At 56.2% G+C, this 19438-nt stretch carries 18 protein-coding genes and 1 tRNA gene; 5 read left to right on the forward strand and 14 right to left on the reverse strand.

Annotation, left to right across the window (positions count from 1 at the left end; translation table 11 throughout):
* Positions 1–21: 21 nt before the first annotated feature.
* Positions 22–1197 (reverse strand): MFS transporter, encoded by a 1176-nt coding sequence (locus ABLU96_RS24465; protein ID WP_032750755.1) that lies wholly within the window; start codon positions 1195–1197, stop codon positions 22–24.
* Positions 1198–1401: 204 nt separating this feature from the next.
* The gene (gene fabB / locus ABLU96_RS24470) at positions 1402–2619 is read right to left on the reverse strand and encodes a beta-ketoacyl-ACP synthase I (RefSeq protein ID WP_014230276.1); all 1218 of its coding nucleotides are present in this window, start codon (positions 2617–2619) and stop codon (positions 1402–1404) included.
* 158 nt (positions 2620–2777) lie between these two features.
* On the opposite strand from fabB, the gene mnmC reads away from it, so the two are divergent.
* Complete coding sequence (gene mnmC / locus ABLU96_RS24475) at positions 2778–4766, forward strand: bifunctional tRNA (5-methylaminomethyl-2-thiouridine)(34)-methyltransferase MnmD/FAD-dependent 5-carboxymethylaminomethyl-2-thiouridine(34) oxidoreductase MnmC (protein ID WP_049082448.1); 1989 nt, start codon at positions 2778–2780, stop codon at positions 4764–4766.
* 54 nt (positions 4767–4820) lie between these two features.
* On the opposite strand, the gene ABLU96_RS24480 is transcribed toward mnmC, so the two are convergent.
* Genes ABLU96_RS24480 through prmB form a run of 6 tightly spaced genes read right to left on the reverse strand, consistent with a single transcriptional unit; the run spans position 4821 to position 9371 of the window.
* On the reverse strand, positions 4821–5099 hold the full coding sequence (locus tag ABLU96_RS24480; protein WP_014230278.1) for a YfcL family protein: 279 nt from the start codon (positions 5097–5099) through the stop codon (positions 4821–4823).
* Positions 5100–5130: 31 nt separating this feature from the next.
* Positions 5131–5679 (reverse strand): elongation factor P hydroxylase, encoded by a 549-nt coding sequence (locus tag ABLU96_RS24485; protein WP_014230279.1) that lies wholly within the window; start codon positions 5677–5679, stop codon positions 5131–5133.
* Positions 5679–6488, reverse strand: coding sequence for a sulfite exporter TauE/SafE family protein (locus tag ABLU96_RS24490; RefSeq protein WP_014230280.1), 810 nt, complete (start codon positions 6486–6488; stop codon positions 5679–5681). Before ABLU96_RS24490 ends, ABLU96_RS24485 begins: the two co-directional genes overlap by 1 nt.
* On the reverse strand, positions 6488–7312 hold the full coding sequence (mepA, locus tag ABLU96_RS24495) for a penicillin-insensitive murein endopeptidase (protein ID WP_032750757.1): 825 nt from the start codon (positions 7310–7312) through the stop codon (positions 6488–6490). Before mepA ends, ABLU96_RS24490 begins: the two co-directional genes overlap by 1 nt.
* Complete coding sequence (gene aroC, locus ABLU96_RS24500) at positions 7313–8401, reverse strand: chorismate synthase (RefSeq protein ID WP_014230282.1); 1089 nt, start codon at positions 8399–8401, stop codon at positions 7313–7315.
* 37 nt (positions 8402–8438) lie between these two features.
* Complete coding sequence (prmB, locus tag ABLU96_RS24505; protein ID WP_009652591.1) at positions 8439–9371, reverse strand: 50S ribosomal protein L3 N(5)-glutamine methyltransferase; 933 nt, start codon at positions 9369–9371, stop codon at positions 8439–8441.
* A 167-nt stretch (positions 9372–9538) separates the two neighbouring features.
* Between prmB and smrB the strand changes: the two genes are divergently transcribed.
* The gene (gene smrB / locus ABLU96_RS24510; protein WP_004123257.1) at positions 9539–10090 is read left to right on the forward strand and encodes an endonuclease SmrB; all 552 of its coding nucleotides are present in this window, start codon (positions 9539–9541) and stop codon (positions 10088–10090) included.
* 20 nt (positions 10091–10110) lie between these two features.
* Here smrB and sixA read toward each other — a convergent pair whose 3' ends face one another.
* The 4 genes from sixA to ABLU96_RS24530 form a co-directional block, all read right to left on the reverse strand.
* Positions 10111–10596 carry a phosphohistidine phosphatase SixA gene (sixA, locus tag ABLU96_RS24515; RefSeq protein ID WP_014230284.1) on the reverse strand — a complete coding sequence of 162 codons (486 nt, stop codon included), beginning with the start codon at positions 10594–10596 and terminating at the stop codon, positions 10111–10113.
* Between the two features lie 209 nt (positions 10597–10805).
* A complete protein-coding gene (gene fadJ, locus ABLU96_RS24520) occupies positions 10806–12950 on the reverse strand; it encodes a fatty acid oxidation complex subunit alpha FadJ (protein WP_064404415.1) in 2145 nt (714 codons plus the stop codon).
* Positions 12950–14260 (reverse strand): acetyl-CoA C-acyltransferase FadI, encoded by a 1311-nt coding sequence (gene fadI / locus ABLU96_RS24525; RefSeq protein ID WP_025106653.1) that lies wholly within the window; start codon positions 14258–14260, stop codon positions 12950–12952. The genes fadJ and fadI overlap by 1 nt, the downstream gene beginning before the upstream one ends.
* 159 nt (positions 14261–14419) lie before the next feature.
* Positions 14420–14704 carry a DUF406 family protein gene (locus ABLU96_RS24530; RefSeq protein ID WP_014230287.1) on the reverse strand — a complete coding sequence of 95 codons (285 nt, stop codon included), beginning with the start codon at positions 14702–14704 and terminating at the stop codon, positions 14420–14422.
* A 371-nt stretch (positions 14705–15075) separates the two neighbouring features.
* Here ABLU96_RS24530 and fadL point away from each other — a divergent pair, with 371 nt between their 5' ends.
* Positions 15076–16440, forward strand: coding sequence for a long-chain fatty acid transporter FadL (fadL, locus tag ABLU96_RS24535; RefSeq protein ID WP_014839142.1), 1365 nt, complete (start codon positions 15076–15078; stop codon positions 16438–16440).
* A gap of 62 nt (positions 16441–16502) precedes the next feature.
* On the opposite strand, the gene mlaA is transcribed toward fadL, so the two are convergent.
* Positions 16503–17264 carry a phospholipid-binding lipoprotein MlaA gene (gene mlaA / locus ABLU96_RS24540; RefSeq protein WP_014230289.1) on the reverse strand — a complete coding sequence of 254 codons (762 nt, stop codon included), beginning with the start codon at positions 17262–17264 and terminating at the stop codon, positions 16503–16505.
* A 257-nt stretch (positions 17265–17521) separates the two neighbouring features.
* On the opposite strand from mlaA, the gene ABLU96_RS24545 reads away from it, so the two are divergent.
* The gene (locus ABLU96_RS24545) at positions 17522–18418 is read left to right on the forward strand and encodes a formate/nitrite transporter family protein (protein WP_032694845.1); all 897 of its coding nucleotides are present in this window, start codon (positions 17522–17524) and stop codon (positions 18416–18418) included.
* A 74-nt stretch (positions 18419–18492) separates the two neighbouring features.
* Positions 18493–18564 (forward strand) — tRNA-Arg (locus ABLU96_RS24550).
* Between the two features lie 81 nt (positions 18565–18645).
* On the opposite strand, the gene ABLU96_RS24555 is transcribed toward ABLU96_RS24550, so the two are convergent.
* Positions 18646–18981: a lysozyme inhibitor LprI family protein gene (locus tag ABLU96_RS24555; protein ID WP_064404412.1), complete on the reverse strand. Its 336-nt coding sequence runs from the start codon at positions 18979–18981 to the stop codon at positions 18646–18648.
* Positions 18982–19438: the final 457 nt, after the last annotated feature.

Here is a 19438-nt window from a genome sequence, read left to right on the forward strand (position 1 = left end):
CATGCCGGGCCGAATGAAGCGCTACTTACGCAGCGACACCAGGCTAACCAGGATCCCCAGCACGGCGCATATTGCCGCGGCCAGGAAGACGGAAGAGTAGCCTAACGACGTCGCCAGCAGCCCGGTAAGCGGGCCGGTGACGCCGTAAGAGATATCCTGAAACGCGGCATAGCCGCCAAGCGCCGTTCCTCGTACCTGCGGCGGTACCCGCTTCACGACCTCGACGCCCAGCGCCGGGAAGATAAGCGAGCATCCGCAGCCGGTGAGCGCCGCCCCCGCCAGCGCGATCCAGGCATTGGGCGCCTGCCAGAGCAGCGCCAGGCCTATCGCTTCAATCAGCAGCGAAACGATGGCCACTTTCACCCCACCGAAGCGGTCCGGCATCCAGCCAAACAGTACGCGCATCAGGACAAACGCCCCGCCAAACGCGGTCAGCGTAAAACCGGCCATCGCCCAGCCGTTGCTGGCGAAATACAAAGAGACAAATGTGCCAATTACCGCGAAGCCGACGCCCTGAAGGCCAAGACCGATACCGGGCCGCCAGATCATTCCCACCACGCCCCACAGCGACGGCCGCTCGCCGCCGTGAGCAGGAATTTTACGCACCGTGCCGTTAATCGCCCAGGCCACTAACGGCAGCACCATGGTGACGCAGGCCAGCGCCGCGACGCCGTAATGGCTGTAGATCAGCAGCCCCAGCGGCGCCCCGGCCGCCAGAGAGCCGTATATCGCCATACCGTTCCACGACATGACTTTACCGGAGCGCATGGGCCCCACCAGCCCCATCCCCCAGCTTAAATTACCGGTGAGCAGCTGGCTTTCACCAAAACCCAGGATCAGACGGCCAAGCACCAGCAGGCCAAACTTCGCCATGACCGGCACCGGCAGCAGCGCGGCGCACAGCCAGGCGCCCCCCGCCAGCGCGCAGGCCAACATCCCCTGCAGGACAGAGCGTTTGGCGCCGTACTGATCGGCAAGGCGGCCGGCATAGCCGCGGGTTAATACGGTCGCCAGAAACTGGATACCGACGGCGACGCCAACCATGGTATTGCCAAATCCCAGTTCCTGATGGACAAACAAAGGGATAACCGGTAGCGGCAGGCCGACGGTCATATAGGTGAGAAAAACGGCGAACGTGATCCGAAACAGCGAACCATTCGCTGAAGGAGTGCGTTTTGTTTCAGTGACTGCGGACATGCTTTACTCCAGTTCGCAGAGTAAGGCGAGGTGAGACCACGCCCTCTCCACCTGATTATCAGGGTTAAGGCGCGTTGGATGACGTTAAACGCTTACGCATTATCTGAGAGAATAATGTTGTGCCAGGAGTTTGCCTTTTCTCCCGGGGGTCTGTCAAGAATACAAAAAAGGGAGCCCGTTGGCTCCCCTTGTAAAGCGTGTTCGTTATGCGCGGTATTTGCGCATGACCAGCGTGGCGTTAGTCCCGCCAAAGCCGAAGCTGTTAGACATCACGGTCGTCAGCGCGCGTTCGGTCGGCTCGGTCACGATATTCAGGCCGGCTGCCTGCTCGTCCATCTCTTCGATGTTGATGCTCGGCGCAATAAAGCCGTGTTCCAGCATCAGCAGGGAGTAGATAGCTTCCTGTACGCCAGCGGCGCCCAGGGAGTGGCCGGTCATCGCTTTGGTCGCGGAGATCGCCGGGCTGTTATCACCGAAGACTTCACGAATCGCCCCCAGCTCCTTCACATCGCCTACCGGGGTAGAAGTACCGTGGGAGTTCAGGTAGTCAATCGGCGTATCAACGCCGTCCATCGCCATCTTCATGCAGCGAACCGCGCCTTCACCGGACGGGGCAACCATGTCTGCGCCATCGGACGTTGCGCCGTAGCCAACGATTTCAGCATAGATGTGCGCGCCGCGCGCCAGAGCATGTTCCAGCTCTTCAACCACAACCATACCGCCGCCGCCCGCGATAACGAAACCATCACGGTGGGTGTCATAGGTACGAGACGCTTTTTCTGGCGTTTCGTTGTATTTGGTGGACAGCGCGCCCATCGCGTCGAATTCACACGCCATTTCCCAGCACAGCTCTTCGCCGCCGCCGGCAAACACGATGTCCTGTTTGCCCAGCTGGATTTGTTCAACAGCGTTACCGATGCAGTGTGCGGAAGTCGCACAGGCGGAGCTGATGGAGTAGTTCACGCCGTAGATTTTGAACGGTGTTGCAAGGCAAGCGGATACCGCGGACGCCATCGCTTTGGTCACCACGTAGGGGCCAACCGCTTTCAGACCGCGCGGGCTGCGCATTGCATCAGCGCCGAAAACCTGAGATTTAGAAGAACCGCCAGAACCGGCAATCAGGCCCACGCGCGGGTTTTGCTGATAGACTTCATCTTTCAGGCCAGCATCTTCAATTGCCTGCTGCATGGAAAGATAGGAATAGATAGAGGCATCGTTCATGAAACGAACCACTTTACGGTCGATCAAGCCGGTGGTGTCCAGTTTGACGTTGCCCCATACGTGGCTGCGCATTCCTGAATCTTTAAACTCTTCAGAGAAAGTGATCCCGGAGCGTCCTTCACGCAGAGATGCCAGGACTTCCTGCTGGTTATTACCAATACTGGAAACGATGCCCAGGCCAGTAATCACTGCACGTTTCATTCAATACCTCTGTAAGTCGCACTATATTAAGTTTCGAGTCGCACAATAGCGTACACTTGTACGCCGAACAAGTCCGATCAGCCAATTTGTGTATAAATTTGCGCCCTCAGGCACACATCGTTAAGATCGTTCTACGCCTTGTGATTCGAGTAACTTACGTGAAACAAAACGCCATACAACCCGCCAACCTGGAATTCAACGCTGAGGGTACACCTGTTTCCCGAGATTTTGACGATGTCTACTTTTCCAATGACAACGGTCTGGAAGAGACGCGCTACGTTTTCCTCGACGGAAACCAGCTCAGGGAACGCTTCCCTGAGCATGCACGTCCGTTCTTTGTGGTTGCCGAAAGCGGGTTCGGTACCGGCCTGAATTTCCTCACGCTGTGGCAGGCGTTTGACGTTTTTCACCGCGATAATCCAGAAGCTACCCTGCAAAGATTACATTTCATCAGTTTCGAAAAATTTCCGCTGAAAGCGGAGGACCTGCGCCTTGCCCACCAGCGCTGGCCGGAGCTTGCAACCTGGGCCGAGCAGCTGCAGGCGCAGTGGCCTCTGCCCATCGCGGGCTGCCATCGTCTGCTGCTGGATGAAGGGCGGGTCACGCTGGATTTGTGGTTTGGCGATATTAATGAACTGACCAACGAGCTCGATGATTCGCTTAATCAGCAGGTGGACGCCTGGTTTCTTGATGGCTTTGCCCCGGCAAAAAACCCGGACATGTGGACGGCGGAGCTGTTTGCGGCGATGGCTCGTCTGGCAAGACCCGGCGGTACCCTGGCCACATTCACCTCCGCCGGCTTTGTGCGCCGCGGCCTGCAGGAGGCCGGTTTCAGCATGCAGAAGCGCAAGGGTTTTGGCCGCAAGCGCGAAATGCTGACCGGCGAAATGCGTGAAACGCCGGAGATCCCCGCGCGCGCGCCGTGGTTTGCCCGCAGCGGTACGGAACAGCGCGATGCCGCGATTATCGGCGGGGGGATCGCCAGCGCCCTGCTCGCGCTGGCGCTGCTGCGCCGCGGATGGCAGGTAACGTTATACTGCGCCGACAGCGCGCCGGCTGAAGGCGCATCCGGAAACCGCCAGGGCGCGCTCTATCCGCTGCTCAGCCAGCACGATCCCGCCCTGGCCCGCTTCTTCCCGGCGGCATTTACTTTCGCCCGCCGCGTGTATGACGCTCTGCCGGTGATGTTCGATCATGACTGGTGCGGCGTGACGCAGCTGGGCTGGGATACGAAAAGCGCGCAGAAAATCGCCCAGATGATTGCGCTTAACCTGCCGCCGGAAATCGCCGTCGCCGTGGACGCCCGAACCACTGCGCAACAAACCGGTGTGGAAACCGGCTGCGGGGGCATCGCCTATCCTGCCGGCGGCTGGCTTTGTCCGCAGCAGTTAACCGCTGAACTGCTGGCCCTCGCCGCCACTCGCGGATTGCGCGTGCGCTACGATTATCCGGTCACGGAGCTCAGCGCAGACAACAACGGCTGGCAATTAAACCAGCGGCAGTACCACGAGGTCGTGGTGCTGGCCAACGGCCATCAGCTGACCCGCTTTAGCCAGACGGAGCATCTTCCCATGTATCCGGTTGCCGGTCAGGTTAGCCATATTCCGACGACGCCAGGGCTATCGAAATTGCGCCAAGTCCTGTGCTACAACGGCTACCTGACGCCGCAAAACCCGCATAATCAGCAACACTGCATTGGCGCAAGCTACCACCGCGGACAGGCAGAGGCCGCGTTTAGCGCCGAGGATCAGCAGCAGAATCGCCAGCGCCTGATTGACTGTTTCCCGCAGGCGGAATGGACGCGGGAGGTAGACGTGAGCGCTAATCAGGCCCGCAGCGGCGTGCGCTGCGCAACCCGCGATCATTTGCCGATGGTCGGCAGCGTACCTGATTATGAGGCCACCTTACGCGAATATGCCTCTCTGGCTGAACGTCAGGAGCAGGCCGGAGAAGCGCCGGTTTACCGCAACCTGTATATGCTGGGAGCTCTGGGCTCGCGCGGCCTGTGCTCCGCGCCGCTGGCGGCTGAAATTCTGGCGTCGCAAATGAGCAATGAGCCATTACCTATGGATAAAGAAACGCTGGCGGCGCTGAATCCTAACAGGCTGTGGGTAAGAAAACTGCTGAAAGGGAAAGCGGTGAAATAATTGCGGGAAATAGAGCCCGGCTGAGCGAATGCCGGGCTTTGGCGGAGGGCAGAACTATTTCTGCATCGCCTTCTGGTACAAACTGTTCCACATTTCCTGCACCAGAACCTGATCCGGCGGCGACAGTTCGCCCGCGCTGATGGCTTTTTCCAGGCTCCGGGATACCTTGTCATGTACCGCTTGCGCAGTATGCTCGCCCTCTCCTTCCAGCTCGGCCACCGCCAGCGTCAGGTGGCCGCGCAGATAACCGCCGGCAAACAGTTCGTCATCACTGGCGTGGTCGACCATATCATCAATTAACGCCAGAATGCGTGATTCAAACTCCGCGATCATCTTCTTTCCTCATAGTATGTAAAGTGTGGCCTTAGTGCAGGTCTTCCGGCCACGGGAACTGTTCTGCCGTCAAGGGCGGCGTTTGGTAATATTCTTGCAGCGCCTGAATGAAACGCGCGGGACGCTCAGGGATCCCCTGCTCCAGATAGGTCATCACCTGGGCATGCACGCGCCGCTGAAAAGCGATCCGGTCGGGCTCAAAATCCCCTTCCAGGTTGTCGCAGCTGACGTTAAATGGGTATCCCGCCGCCACGCAAAACAGCCAGTCAAACGCCTGAGGCTTCACCTCAACGTCTTCAAATTGAGACTGGGTCATCGCGTCGCGACCGTCCGGGCAGTACCAGTAACCGAAATCTACCAGCTCACGTCGCGCCTTCCCGGCAATGCACCAGTGCGATATCTCGTGCAGTCCGCTGGCGTAAAAGCCGTGGGCAAAGACGATACGGTTGTAAGGCACGTCATCATCTGCCGGAAGATAGATCGGTTCGTCATCGCCTTTAATCAGACGGGTATTAAAATCTTCAGCAAAACAGCCGTCGAAGATTTCGATCAGCTGTTCATATTTATGCGTGCTGTTCATTAGTTCATCCCCAGCCACTGGAGGAACTCCTGTCCATGGCTGTCATAAAGCAGTTTTGCACTCATCACCGCCGACACCACGACGATCATCGGTCGAATCAGTGACTGTCCTTTGCTCAGTACCAGCCGCGATCCCGCGCGGGCGCCGATAAATTGCCCGGCCAGCATCACAAAGCCGGTAGCCCATATCACCTTGCCGCCAATAATAAACAACAGCAGGCCGCCAACGTTAGACGTCGCGTTAAGCAATTTTGCATGCGCGGTCGATTTCGCCAGATTGAACCCCGCGAGGGTGACGAAAGCCAGCGCGTAAAAAGATCCGGCGCCCGGACCAAAGAAACCGTCGTAAAAACCGACGCAGCCACCAGCCACCAGGGCAAACGGCAGACCATACAGACGTCGCTGCCGGTCCTCTTCGCCGAGCTTCGGCATCAGCAGAAAATAGAGGCCAATGCCGATAACCAGGATTGGCAGTATCTGCTTGAGAATATCGGACTGGACGTGCTGGACCAGCAGCGCGCCGCCCGTCGAGCCGAGAAAGGTCATCAGAATATTGAGCTTCTGGTCGGCCAGATTCACCACCTTGCGGCGGATGAAATAAAGCGAGGCGGACAGCGACCCGCCGCAGGCCTGCAGCTTATTCGTTGCCAGCGCCTGCGCAGGGGGAAGACCCGCCGCCATCAGGGCCGGGACGGTCAATAACCCGCCGCCGCCCGCCAGTGAATCGATAAATCCCGCCAGAATGGCCACGAAAAACAGTACGACCAGTACCGTCGGTGACACCATAAAAACGTCGATAAAACTATCCATTAAAGAATATGCTCATCCAGTAGCGCCTGGCAGGAAGGCGGCAGCGGAGGCGGCGTCTTCTTCACAGGAGGGGTTGATCCTGGCTTAGGGGGTTCAAACCAGCTTTGCAATTCCGCACCGCAGCCATCGCCCGCCGGAGGCGGGGCCTGGTCTTCACACTCGAGGCTGCCGGCCGGGCAGCGCAGGCGCACGTGCATATGCGCTCGGTGCTGGAACCATGGGCGAACTTTGCGTAGCCAGTCGCGATCGCTACCGGCATCCAGGCACAGCTGCTGCTTAATCGCCGGGTTGACGAAAATACGCGTAACGTCGCTATCTTGCGCCGCCATCTTAATCAGCTGGCTGATTTGCGGGCTCCACAGAGACGGCACTACGCGTTTGCCGTCGCGGGCCACCAGGTCCAGCGCCTGCGGCTTCAGCAGCTGAGCTGAACTCCAGCGCGCCTGCGGCAGCTGAAGAAAAATATCGACGTCCAGTCCGGACTGATGGCTGGCGTGGCCGCCGTTAAAGCGTCCACCGGCCGGCATACCCATGTCGCCAATCAGCACCGTTCCCATGCCTTTATTGTGCGCCTGATTGCTCAGACGCTGAATAAACTGCACGAGGTCCGGATGGCCGAAGTAGCGGTTCTGATCGGTACGCATCACCTGATAGCCGGTGGCGTTTAACGGCAGCGCCTGCGCGCCAACGATACAGCCATTGGCAAACGCGCCAATGGACTGCGGGCTGCCGCTAACGGGCTGCGTGATTTTCTGCCACGGCGTCGCCGCCAGGCTGGTACCGCTGGCGAGGAGCGCCAGCAGTGCGATAACGGTGTTTTTCATCTATGACCAGCGTGGAATTGATGTCGTCACGTCGCCATTTTGCGCGCGCTGACGCATAAAGTGATCCATTAACACGATCGCCAGCATCGCTTCGGCAATAGGTACCGCACGAATACCGACGCAAGGATCGTGACGCCCTTTGGTGATCATCTCAACTTCTTCGCCAAAGCGATTGATCGTGTGACCCGGGACGGTGATGCTGGAGGTCGGCTTCAGCGCGATATTCGCCACGATCTGCTGACCGCTGCTAATGCCGCCGAGAATGCCGCCCGCGTGGTTGCTCTGGAAGCCCGCTTTGGTAATTTCATCGCGGTTTTCGCTGCCGCGCAGCTTCACCACCTCAAAACCATCGCCAATTTCCACGCCCTTCACCGCATTGATGCTCATCAGCGCGTGCGCGATATCGGCATCGAGACGGTCGAATACCGGCTCACCCAGTCCCGGCGGTACGCCATCGGCCACCACGGTGACCTTAGCCCCGATGGAGTCGCCCTCTTTTTTCAGGCCGCGCATCAGTTCATCAAGCGCTTCGATTTTGTCCGGATCCGGGCAGAAGAACGGGTTCTGCTCTACCTGATCCCACGCTTTTATCGCCAGCGGGATATCGCCCATCTGGGTCAGGCAACCGCGAATCACAATACCAAATTTCGCGGCGAGGAATTTCTTGGCAATCGCCCCTGCGGCCACGCGCATGGCGGTTTCACGCGCAGAGGAACGACCGCCGCCGCGATAGTCGCGCAGGCCATATTTCTGCTCGTAGGTGTAGTCAGCGTGTCCCGGGCGGAAAACGTCCTTAATGGCGCCGTAGTCCTGAGAACGCTGGTCGGTATTCTCAATCAGCAGGCCAATGCTGGTCCCGGTGGTCACCCCCTCGAATACGCCGGAAAGGATCTTCACCTGGTCCGGCTCGCGGCGCTGGGTGGTATAGCGTGAGGTTCCCGGACGACGGCGATCGAGATCGTGCTGGAGATCGGCTTCGGTTAGCGGAATGCCTGGCGGCACGCCGTCAACGATGCAGCCCAGCGCCAGGCCATGCGACTCGCCGAACGTCGTGACGCGAAAGAGTTGTCCAATTGTGTTTCCTGCCATCACGGCTCCGTTTTTGTCGTTATGTTTGCGTGTTGTTTTAGTCTTTATAAATACCGAAATGCGCGCGGGCGGCAATCAGCTGCGGTTTAGTCAGCATAAAGACGCCATCGCCGCCGTTTTCAAACTCCAGCCAGGTAAATGGCACGTCAGGATATTGCTCCATCAGATGTACCATGCTGTTACCGACTTCACAAATCAGGATACCGTCATCGCTGAGATAATCCGGCGCGCAGGCGAGGATCCGGCGGGTTAACTTCAGACCATCGCTACCGGAAGCCAGCCCCAGGACCGGTTCATGGCGATATTCACCCGGCAGGTCGGACATATCTTCTTCATCGACGTACGGCGGATTGGTCACGATCAGATCGTATTGCACCTTCGGCAGATCGCGGAACAGATCGGAGCGAATCGGCGTAACGTTATGAATTAAGCCGTGATCTTCCACGTTCTGCTCGGTAACGGCCAGCGCGTCAGGGGAAATATCCACCGCATCGACTTCCGCTTCCGGGAAAGCGTAAGCGCAGGCGATAGCGATACAGCCGCTGCCGGTGCACATATCAAGGATGTGCTGCGGATAGTGGTCAATCAGGCCGGAAAAATGGTTGTTAATGAGTTCGCCAATCGGCGAGCGCGGTACCAGCACGCGTTCATCGACGTAAAACTCATGGCCGCAGAACCAGGCTTTGTTGGTCAAATAAGCGACCGGAATGCGCTCGTTAATACGACGAATGACGCGCTCAACGATGCGATGTTTTTCGCTGGAAGTCAGACGCGCGGTACGCATATCTTCCGGAATATCAAGCGGCAGATACAGTGAAGGCATCACCAGCTGTACGGCTTCATCCCACGGGTTATCGGTGCCGTGTCCGTACCAGATATTTGCAGCGCTGAAGCGGCTTACCGCCCAACGCAGCATGTCCTGAATGGTATGAAGCTCATTAACGGCTTCATCAACAAAAATTTTATCCACGCTATCCCCCAGGGCACGCTCTGCTATAAATTCGGCGGCTAGTTTGCCACGAAGACGGGGATAAATCAGCATTCTTACGTCAGGCTGAGGGGGAAAAATAGGTTTTCCTTGCCTGGATGCGTGGCGAGTCGGGTAAACTACCGGCAAAGAAAAAATGAGATCAGGTAATGAAAAAGAAAACATCGCTAAGCGAGGAGGATCAGGCATTGTTCCGGCAGCTGATGACCGGCACGCGTCAGATTAAGCAGGACACCATCGTTCATCGCCCGCAGCGTAAAAAAATCGCTGAAGTACCACCCAAGCGGCTGCTCCAGGAGCAGGCGGATAACAGTCACTATTTTTCCGATGAGTTTCAGCCGCTGCTGAATACCGAAGGGTCGGTTAAGTATGTGCGCTCGGACGTCAGCCATTTTGAGCTGAAAAAACTGCGTCGGGGTGATTATTCGCCGGAGCTGTTTCTCGACCTGCACGGTTTAACCCAGCAGCAGGCCAAGCAGGAACTGGGAGCCTTGATTGCCGCCTGCCGTCGCGAGCACGTATTCTGCGCCTGCGTGATGCACGGGCATGGAAAGCATATTCTCAAACAGCAAACGCCGCTGTGGCTGGCCCAGCACCCGCATATTATGGCGTTTCATCAGGCACCAAAAGAGTACGGCGGAGACGCCGCACTGCTGGTTCTGATTGAAGTTGAAGAGTGGCAACCGCCGGAGCTTCCGTAAACGTCAGCCCCGGGAGGGAATCAGATAGCCTTAGCCATCTTCAAATTGCAGGGGCTCATTTGCCAGTTGAATTCGCCTTTGCCGCTGGCATCAAGCGTGACGCAGGCAATCGCCGAAGTGGTGAACATCGGGGGAGTTTCCCCCGGGCACAGCTCTGAGACGAGGTACCCCACCAGAGGGAGGTGAGACACGACCAGCGCCGTCGCCACACCTTCATTCGCCAGCGCCTGCAGATAAGCGCTAACCATGCCAACGTCGCCGCACGGCGTGAGTTCCGGCATCACGTCGACATCTTTTGGCAGATTCATGCACTCCCCAACAATTTCCAGCGTCTGTTCTGCACGCAGGTAGGGACTCACAAGAACCCGCTCAATATCCACTTTTTGACCTTTCAGCCAGGTAGCCATCTGACGAGACTCATCGCAACCGCAGACGGTTAATGGACGAACCGAGTCACTGGCTGCATCGAGGGCAGCGTCGCCGTGACGCATGATAAAAACTTGCATATTGCACCGCTTTTGTTAACCAGAAGCACCGCGGTCTTACCCACGTAGACGATACGCAGGTGACCCGGTGGCCGGGCATTGTGCCTGATCCATTCAACGAATGAAACGCTGTTTTTTACCTCAATGGCGTAAGTATAGTCAACTATTGCTTACAAAATCGCCAAAGCGCAGCGCCGTTCATTACCGGATTTACCTTCTTTGACCACAACTTAGGTCGTACGTTCCTCAGCGGGCCAAAAGGTCGCCCCCTGCTCGGCCATGTGTAACAAAGTGTCACATGGTGTAAAACGCGGGCCGTACTGAGCAGCCAGGCGCTGTAATATCGCGGCGACCTCCCCCGCTCCCAGGGTATCCATATAGCGGAACGGGCCGCCAAGAAACGGCGGAAAACCAATGCCAAATACGGCGCCGATATCACCATCGCGGGCGCTGCGAACCACTCGCTCATCGAAGCAGCGCACCGCTTCGTTAAGCATCATCATCACGCAGCGTTCCGCCACCTGCTGCGCGGACAAGCGCGCCTGCGGTGAGGAAATACCCAGTAAAGCGTAGATCGCAGGATCGGGCCGTTTTTTGCTTTTACGCCCTTTTGCCGCATAAAGATAGAAACCCCGGTTATTTTTTCTCCCTTTGCGATCGTCATTCAGAATCGAACTAATGATGTTTGCAGGCGGGCTAAAACGATCTCCCCATGCGGCCTCCAGCACCGGGATAATTTTGGTACCGGTATCGATTCCCACTTCATCAAGGAGCTGAATAGGGCCAACCGGAAAACCGAATTTAACCAAAGCGTTATCAATATGCTCTACCGGCTCGCCTTCCATCAACAGGCGCATGGCTTCATTTATGTAGGGGGCCAGAATGCGGTTAACATAAAAGCCCGCTTTATCGGCGACGACAATCGGCGTTTTACCCTGCAGTTTCGCCAGCTTAACCGCCGTCGCAATTGTTTGCCGATCCGTACCACTATGCGGAATCACCTCCACCAGCGGCATTTTGTCTACCGGGCTAAAGAAGTGAAGCCCGATGACCCGCTGCGGCCTGCTTGCATGCGCCGCGATCTCGCCGATCGGTAAAGACGACGTATTAGAAGCAAAGATCGTCTCCGGGCGGCAGTGCTGTTCAACTTCGCTGACCATCTTCTGCTTGAGCGTAAGGTCTTCAAACACCGCTTCGATCACCACATCGCGATGTGCGAATCCCTGGTAATCCAGCGAACCGGATATTAACCCCATCTGGCGATCGCGCTCGCTGGCGCGCAGATAGCGGCGACGCACCTGTTTATCGAGCAGATCCCAGCTGTACTTCAGTGCGTGATTTATCCCGCGCGGCTGGATGTCCTTTATGCGTACCGGTAATCCGCCTTTGCAGGCGGTGACGTAAGCGATACCGCCCCCCATAAGTCCTCCGCCCAGAATGCCCACGCTGCGCAGCACGACGGGATCAGCATCCGCGCCGCGATCTTTTTTCAGATCGGTGCTGGCGAAAAAAATCGACCGTAGCGCCTGCGATTGCGGCGTCATCGCCAGCTCGCCAAAAGCGCGGGCCTCCTCGGCGTATCCGCTGCTGCAGCCCTGCGCCAGTCCGGTTTCAATCACCTGCAGAATGCGCTCAGTTGCCGGGTAGTTCCCCTGGGTTTTGTGATGCGTCTTTTTCGCGACGAGACGAAACAGCAGGCTGCGGCCAAGCGGGCCTGCGAGAATACGTTCGCGCGCCGGAACAACGCGGCTTGCCGGGCGACCTTTGAGCGCCAGTTCAATCGCGGTTTGCAGCAGGATAGTCTGCGGCACCACCTCATCAACCAGCCCTGCCTTCAGGGCCTGACGCGGGCGAAGCTGCTTACCGGTCAGGATCATCTCCAGCGCGCCGCTGACGCCAATTAATCGCGGTAGACGCTGAGTTCCGCCAGAGCCGGGCAGCAGCCCCAGCTGTACTTCCGGGAGGCCAAGCCGGGTTTTATCGTCATCGCTGCATACCCGCCCGTGGCAGGCCAGCGCCAGTTCAAGGCCGCCGCCCAGGCATGCGCCGTGGATAGCGGCAATCACCGGAATCGACAGACCGTGGATCTCGGCCATGATTTGCTGGCCCTGACGGGCAAGCGCCTCCGCTTCCTGCGCGGAATGGCAGCGGGCAATCATATTGATATCCGCCCCGGCGATAAAGTTATCCGCTTTTGCCGAGATGAACACCGCGCCGCGCAGCTCCTTATTGTCGCGGATCTGGCGGATGATCCCCCGCACCTCGCTGGCGAACTCAGCCTTCAGGGTGTTCATTTTTTCACCGGGCGCGTCAATGGTGATGACGGCGATATTGTCCGGGCGAACCTCAAGCGTAAATGCCGATACGGTTTCCATTATTCGGCCTCCAGAACCATCGCTGAACCCAACCCACCCGCCGCGCAGGCGGTGACCAGACCAAATCCGCCGCCGCGCCGCCGCAGTTCATGCAGCGTTTGGGTAATCATCCGCGCGCCGGTGGCGGCAAAGGGATGACCGTAGGCAATCGAGCCGCCAAGCACGTTAAATTTGCTCTCGTCCACTTCCCCGGTAGCCTGAGAGCGGCCAAGCACTTCGCGGGCAAAGCGATCGCTGGCCATACATTGCAGGTTGGCCAGCGTTTGCGCGGCAAAAGCTTCATGCATATCAATCAGGGTCAAATCAGCCAGCGTCAGCCCCGCTCTTTCCAGCGCCAGCGGCGTCGACCACGCCGGGCCCAGCAGCATATCCTGGCGAACATCAATCGCGGTGAAAGCGTAGCTTCGCAGATAACCCAGCGGAACAAGGCCCAGCTCTTTAGCCCGGGATTCGGTCATCAGGATCACCGCCGCCGCCCCATCGGTTAGCGGCGTACTGTTCGCGGCGGTTACGCTCCCGTGTTGACGATCGAAGGCCGGGCGTAACTTTTGGTAATCCGCCAGGGTTGAATTTTTACGAATATTATTATCCTGTTCCAGCGGCTCACGGAACGGCGGCGTGTACGCCGTCATCACTTCTGCCGAGAGCTTACCTTCCTCCCAGGCTCTGGCCGCAAGCTGGTGTGAACGCAGCGCCAGCGCATCCTGCCGTTCGCGCGTGATAGCCCACGTTTTCGCCATCTGCTCGGCGGTATCGCCCATCCGCAGGCCGGTTGAGTATTCGGCAACCGCTGGCGGTACGGGCAGAAGGTCGCGAAAACGCAGCCGAGAAAATAGCTTCAGACGCTGTCCCAGGGTGCGAGCTTTGTTGGCATCAACAAGCGTTCGGGCGAGTTTTTTGCTGACGCCAATAGGTAATACGGAAGAGGAGTCGGCTCCGCCGGCGATACCCGCGCGAATAGTGCCTGCCATCAGGCTTTCCGCGACGTTGGCTACCGCCTGAAAGCTGGTCGCACAGGCGCGGCTGACGCTGTAGGCATCGGTATGCACGCTCATGCCGGTCCCCAGCACAATTTCCCGGGCGATGTTCGGCGCTTCCGGCATCTGCACCACCTGGCCAAATACCAGCTGGTCTATTATGTCCGCGGGGATGTTGCTGCGAGCCAGCATTTCGCCGACCACCAGCTTACCTAAATCAACGGCCGGCACGCCGTGAAAAGCCGTCGCCTGTCGGGCAAACGGAGTACGTAAACCGCTGACTATCGCGATACGATCGCCCTGGCGGGTGACTAGCGGTAATGCCTGACTCATAACGCTCCCCTGTTAACCGATAAAACAAAGTGGTCTGACCTGATAACAGTTTTAACTAATATTTTACATTAAGCCAATCGGGGAACCGAAAAAGTGGGAGCCAAAACACATTGATTAGAAAAGGTAACGCCCCTGCCATGAGGGGCATTAAGGGAAGGATTAACGCAAGCCGAGCTGGAAAATCAGGGTTTCAGCTTCACAGCTGAACACGAAATCGATATCCAGCTTCACGCCGCCATCAACGTCGGTAAAGGTCGGGGTGATTTTGCACGGCTCTGATTCAACGTTACGCGCTCTTTCGCTTAATGCGGCGAGCGTTTCTTCGGCTTCGGCACGGTTCGCAAACACGCGGCTATAAGAGGCGGTGCAATCGGTGTTGTCCATAATGGTGCCAACATCCATACAGCAGCAAACCGGGGTTTCATCAGCACTGCATTTACTCATCGTAGATTTCCTCTGTATATGCACTCAAGGTGCCAGACAAATAATGTGCGTATTTTACGCCCCGAGCATGCCTGCCTCCAGTCGTTAATGGCGACAAACGGGATAAGTGACCGAAATCACACTTAAAAATGATCCAAAACAAAAAGCGCCTACTTTGGGTAACAGGTACCCGGGCAAATTTGCCAACTGGATCGCGTTTCTTAGATCACAATTGAAAAAACTTATAAACAAACTTGCAACATATCATCTGGTCAGACCTATACTCAGCGCACTGGTCTGATTTCTCTGTCGTAAAGCAGACCCTACACTTCGCGCTCCTGTTACAGCATGTAACATTGTTTAAATAAAAATAACTCTATGAGGTTATGGGCATGAGCCAGAAAACCCGCCTTACCCAATCTGCCCTTGCAGTGGCTGTAGCACTCGTTTCAACCCAGGCCTGGTCAGCAGGCTTTCAGCTAAACGAATTCTCTTCATCGGGCCTTGGTCGCGCCTATTCAGGTGAAGGCGCTATTGCTGATGATGCGGGAAACGCCAGTCGTAACCCGGCGTTAATCATGATGTTCGACCGTCCAACCTTCTCCGGCGGCGCTATTTTCGTCGATCCTGATGTCAACGTCACCGGTAGTTCAGTTATCGGTAATGACGCCAGCCAGGACAATATTGCGCCTACCGCATGGGTGCCGAATCTGCACTTCGTGGCGCCGATTAACGACCAGTTCGGTTGGGGAGCTTCCCTGACCTCTAACTATGGTTTAGCCACCGAGTTCAACAACGATTTTGCCGCGGGCTCGATGGGCGGTACCACCGATCTCGAAACGCTTAACCTGAACCTGAGCGGCGCTTATCGTCTCAACGACCACTGGAGTTTTGGTCTGGGCTTTGACGCCGTGTACGCTCGAGCAAAATTAGAGCGCTATGCGGGTGATTTACCGGAAATTATCGGCGCACAGCTACCGGGAATGGTGAAAGCCGGCAAACTCTCCCCGGCTCAGGCTGCGGCCATCGGTCAACAGGCCGGCGGTATCAGCCGCGACACCCAAATTGCTCGTCTGAAGGGTGATGAATGGGGCTTTGGCTGGAATGCCGGTATTTTATATGAAGTCGATAAAAACAACCGCTATGGCTTAACCTACCGCTCTGAAGTCAAAGTTGATTTTGACGGGGATTACAAGAGCAGCCTGCCGTCGTCCCTTAACCCCATCAACTCCGCTCTGGGACTGGGCCTGCCGTACGGCACCGGCGGCTCCACGATTGGCGGTTCTCTGACGTTGAATCTGCCAGAAATGTGGGAAGTATCAGGTTATAACCGCGTGGCGCCAAAATGGGCCGTTCACTACAGCCTGGCATACACCAGCTGGAGCCAGTTCCAGGAGCTGAAAGCGACCAAAACCAGCGGTGGTGAAACGCTGTTCTACAAGGACGAAGGTTTTAAAGATTCCTACCGCATCGCGCTGGGTACGACCTATTACCACGACGATAACTGGACCTTCCGTACCGGTATCGCCTTTGATGATAGCCCGGTCCCGGCTTCCAATCGCTCTATCTCTATTCCGGACCAGGATCGCCTGTGGCTCAGCGCCGGGACGACTTACGCCTTTAATAAAGATGCCTCAGTCGACGTCGGTGTGTCTTATATGCACGGTCAGCACGTTGAATTTACAGAAGGGCCGTATACATTTAAATCAGAAGGTAAAGCCTGGCTGTACGGCGCGAACTTCAACTACCGTTTCTGATAATGTGAAGCCACAAAAAAGGGTGAACATCATGTTCACCCTTTTTACTTTCTACCCGTCGGTTACTGTGAATCGATATCTTTGAGATCGCCCTCAATCGCCTGCGCGTTCGGGTTTTCATTCGGGGAAAGTTTACCGCCGTTGGCGATAAAGTCGTGACGCTGGAAGTAGGCTTCACGCATTAAAATATACGGATCGGAGGACTGACGGAGCAAGCCGTCTGAATCCAGCAGCTGCGCGCGCGTTTCAACGCCCTCAACCATCCATTTGCCGATAGACATCGGCCATGTCAGCCAGGAAAGAACCGGATACAGGTCATCAGCCATATCGCCACCCTCATCACGCAGGGTGAAGCTGCCGTAGAAAGGCAGTTGCACATATGGACCATAGCCGACGCCATAGTGACCCAGCGTGCTACCGAAGCGGGCAGGCTCAACGCGCTGTAGTTTCGGATTCGCCATCCCGGCCACATCAACCAGGCCACCCATACCAAGGATGGTGTTCAGGAAGAAACGCGTAAAATGCACCATTCCTTTATAGGGATCGCCTTTCAGGAAGGAGTTCACCATTACCGCCGGCTCTTCGAGGTTGCTGGTAAAATTACTCAGCCCGTTACGCGCCGGCTGCGGAACGTAATCACGCCACGCCACCGCGACGGGGCGAAGGACATAGGGATCGACAACGTTGAAGTTGAAGTTGAACATGGTACGGTTAAAGCCTTCAAGCGGATCTGAACGCCCCTGCGGCCGATCGCCAGAACTAGAACTGGCGCATCCCACCAGCAATGTGGCGCCAAGCGCAAGCGCCGACAGGCGAAAATTCATAGGTGTCTCCCTGTTAATTTAAGCTATCGCTGGGGGTTATCGGGGGACAGCAGCCTCCATAAAGATATCGCCCGTAAGCATGTGCCTGCTTTCAGCATAGCCTTTTTTAGCATCATTGTTGGTGTCCCGATTCTATACACATTTTGCAATTTCCGTATTGCTAATCTTGTCATTGTGAAGAATTTAGGAGCTTATCCGACCCGAACAGCCGAAACCGCTCTAGGATTATAATAAAGACCCGCCGTTGAGGAAAAGTTATGAAACCGCAAACTCACCATGATAATGAGGATGTTGAAGTAGAGAGTGAAGAAAAGCAGAATGGTGAAGAAATTGAGGTTGATGAAGAACGCCTGCCTTCACAGGCGATGGCCACTCATGAAGTGATTCGCCAGGAGGGCGAGAAAGAGCTCGAACGCGATGCCATGGCGCTATTATGGTCAGCGATTGCCGCCGGGCTTTCAATGGGGGCCTCGCTGGTCGCCAAAGGTATCTTCCATGTCCATCTGAACGAACTTCCCGGCGGCTTCTTGCTGGAAAATCTTGGTTATACCTTTGGTTTTGTGATCGTCATTCTCGCTCGCCAACAGCTGTTTACCGAGAACACCGTCACCGCCGTCCTGCCTATTATGCATAAACCCACGCCAGGCAACATCGGCCTGCTGTTACGTTTATGGGGGATTGTGCTGGCAGGTAACTTAATCGGGACCGCTATCGCGGCCTGGGCGTTCGATGTTATGCCTGTGTTCGATGAGCCCACTCGCGAAGCCTTTCTTAAAATTAGCCTGAAGGTGATGCAAAACCCGCCGCTGGAGATGTTTGCCAATGCAATTATCTCCGGTTGGCTGGTCGCCACCATGGTGTGGATGTTTCCTGCCGCAGGTTCTGCAAAGATTGTCGTCATCATTCTGATGACCTGGCTTATCGCCCTCGCGGACACCACGCATATTGTGGTTGGCAGCGTCGAGATTTTCTACCTGGTATTTAACGGGACGCTACCGTGGCAGGAATTTATCTGGCCTTTTGCTCTGCCAACGCTTGCCGGCAACATATGCGGCGGGACCTTTATTTTCGCTTTACTAAGCCATGCCCAGATTCGCAATGACATGAGTCATGAGAAGAAAGCTCGTGCAGCCGAGGAGGCAAAAAAGCGCTAAATGGCTATAGATTAAGCAGTTGGCCCGTACAAGCTTAACGAGCGCCGAAAATAACGCTATAATCCCGGCGCTTCGTCCCCTTAGTTAAATGGATATAACGAGCCCCTCCTAAGGGCTAGTTGCAGGTTCGATTCCTGCAGGGGACACTTTTGAATTATTCACCTCCGTTCACAGCATTCGTTTAATCATCACCACCGCAGAACAACGCCAGCCCCGAAGCAGATGAATCACAGAGGTTTATCGATCCCTGCATAGATCTCATCAAGTTGCTGTAGCCGGTCTTCATATGATTTCGTCAAACAGCGGCTGTCGCTGCCGCATTTCTGCCGGCTATGGAGCCATGTTTTTTGTACGTCCATCATCTCGCCACGCGTCCCCATTGGAAAAAGCCCCCGCAGAAACTCATACTTCGTCGCCATCGCCACGTCCATATCGTTCAGGCTCCGGTTAGCGCAGATAGCCTTTTCATCCGCCTGCGTCGCTTTCTGACAATCAAAACTCGCGGAGTACCCCGCTACCGGATACAGCACAGCAATAGTCATCAGTACTTCTCTTATCTTCATATGCGCTCCATTTCCGCACTCCCGCCATTTGTGCTACCCGTTTATAACGAGTGCCCCTCGCTACGGAGCCCAGCGTAAGCTTTTGACACACTGACGCTCTGAACTATCCGTGCTGTCGATAATTATAGTTAATCCACCTTAAGGCTCCCATTGGGTGAACCGCGCGCCTTCCGCAATATCTTTTTCCCCGACGCTGATGCGCCCTACAGCCTGGCTGAATTATTGGTCAGAATTGCATCAGAGCGGGTCACGGCATTGCTTGCCAGCGAGGGGGAATATTTTTCTCGCGCAGCGATTTTCATATTTTTGCCTGGCCTGACTTCCCATCAATAAATATAAATTCATTTAAAATCAATGTAATAAATTAAACCCTATCATTCACAGTAGTTATCATTGTTGATTGTTTCCTTGCGTTACGATTCGCAAAACAATGCCGGTAGATAAATCCCTGCCGTCA

Origin of the sequence: Klebsiella sp. CN_Kp106, assembly GCF_040064575.1 — a bacterium.
GTDB classification, from domain to species: Bacteria; Pseudomonadota; Gammaproteobacteria; order Enterobacterales; family Enterobacteriaceae; genus Klebsiella; species Klebsiella michiganensis.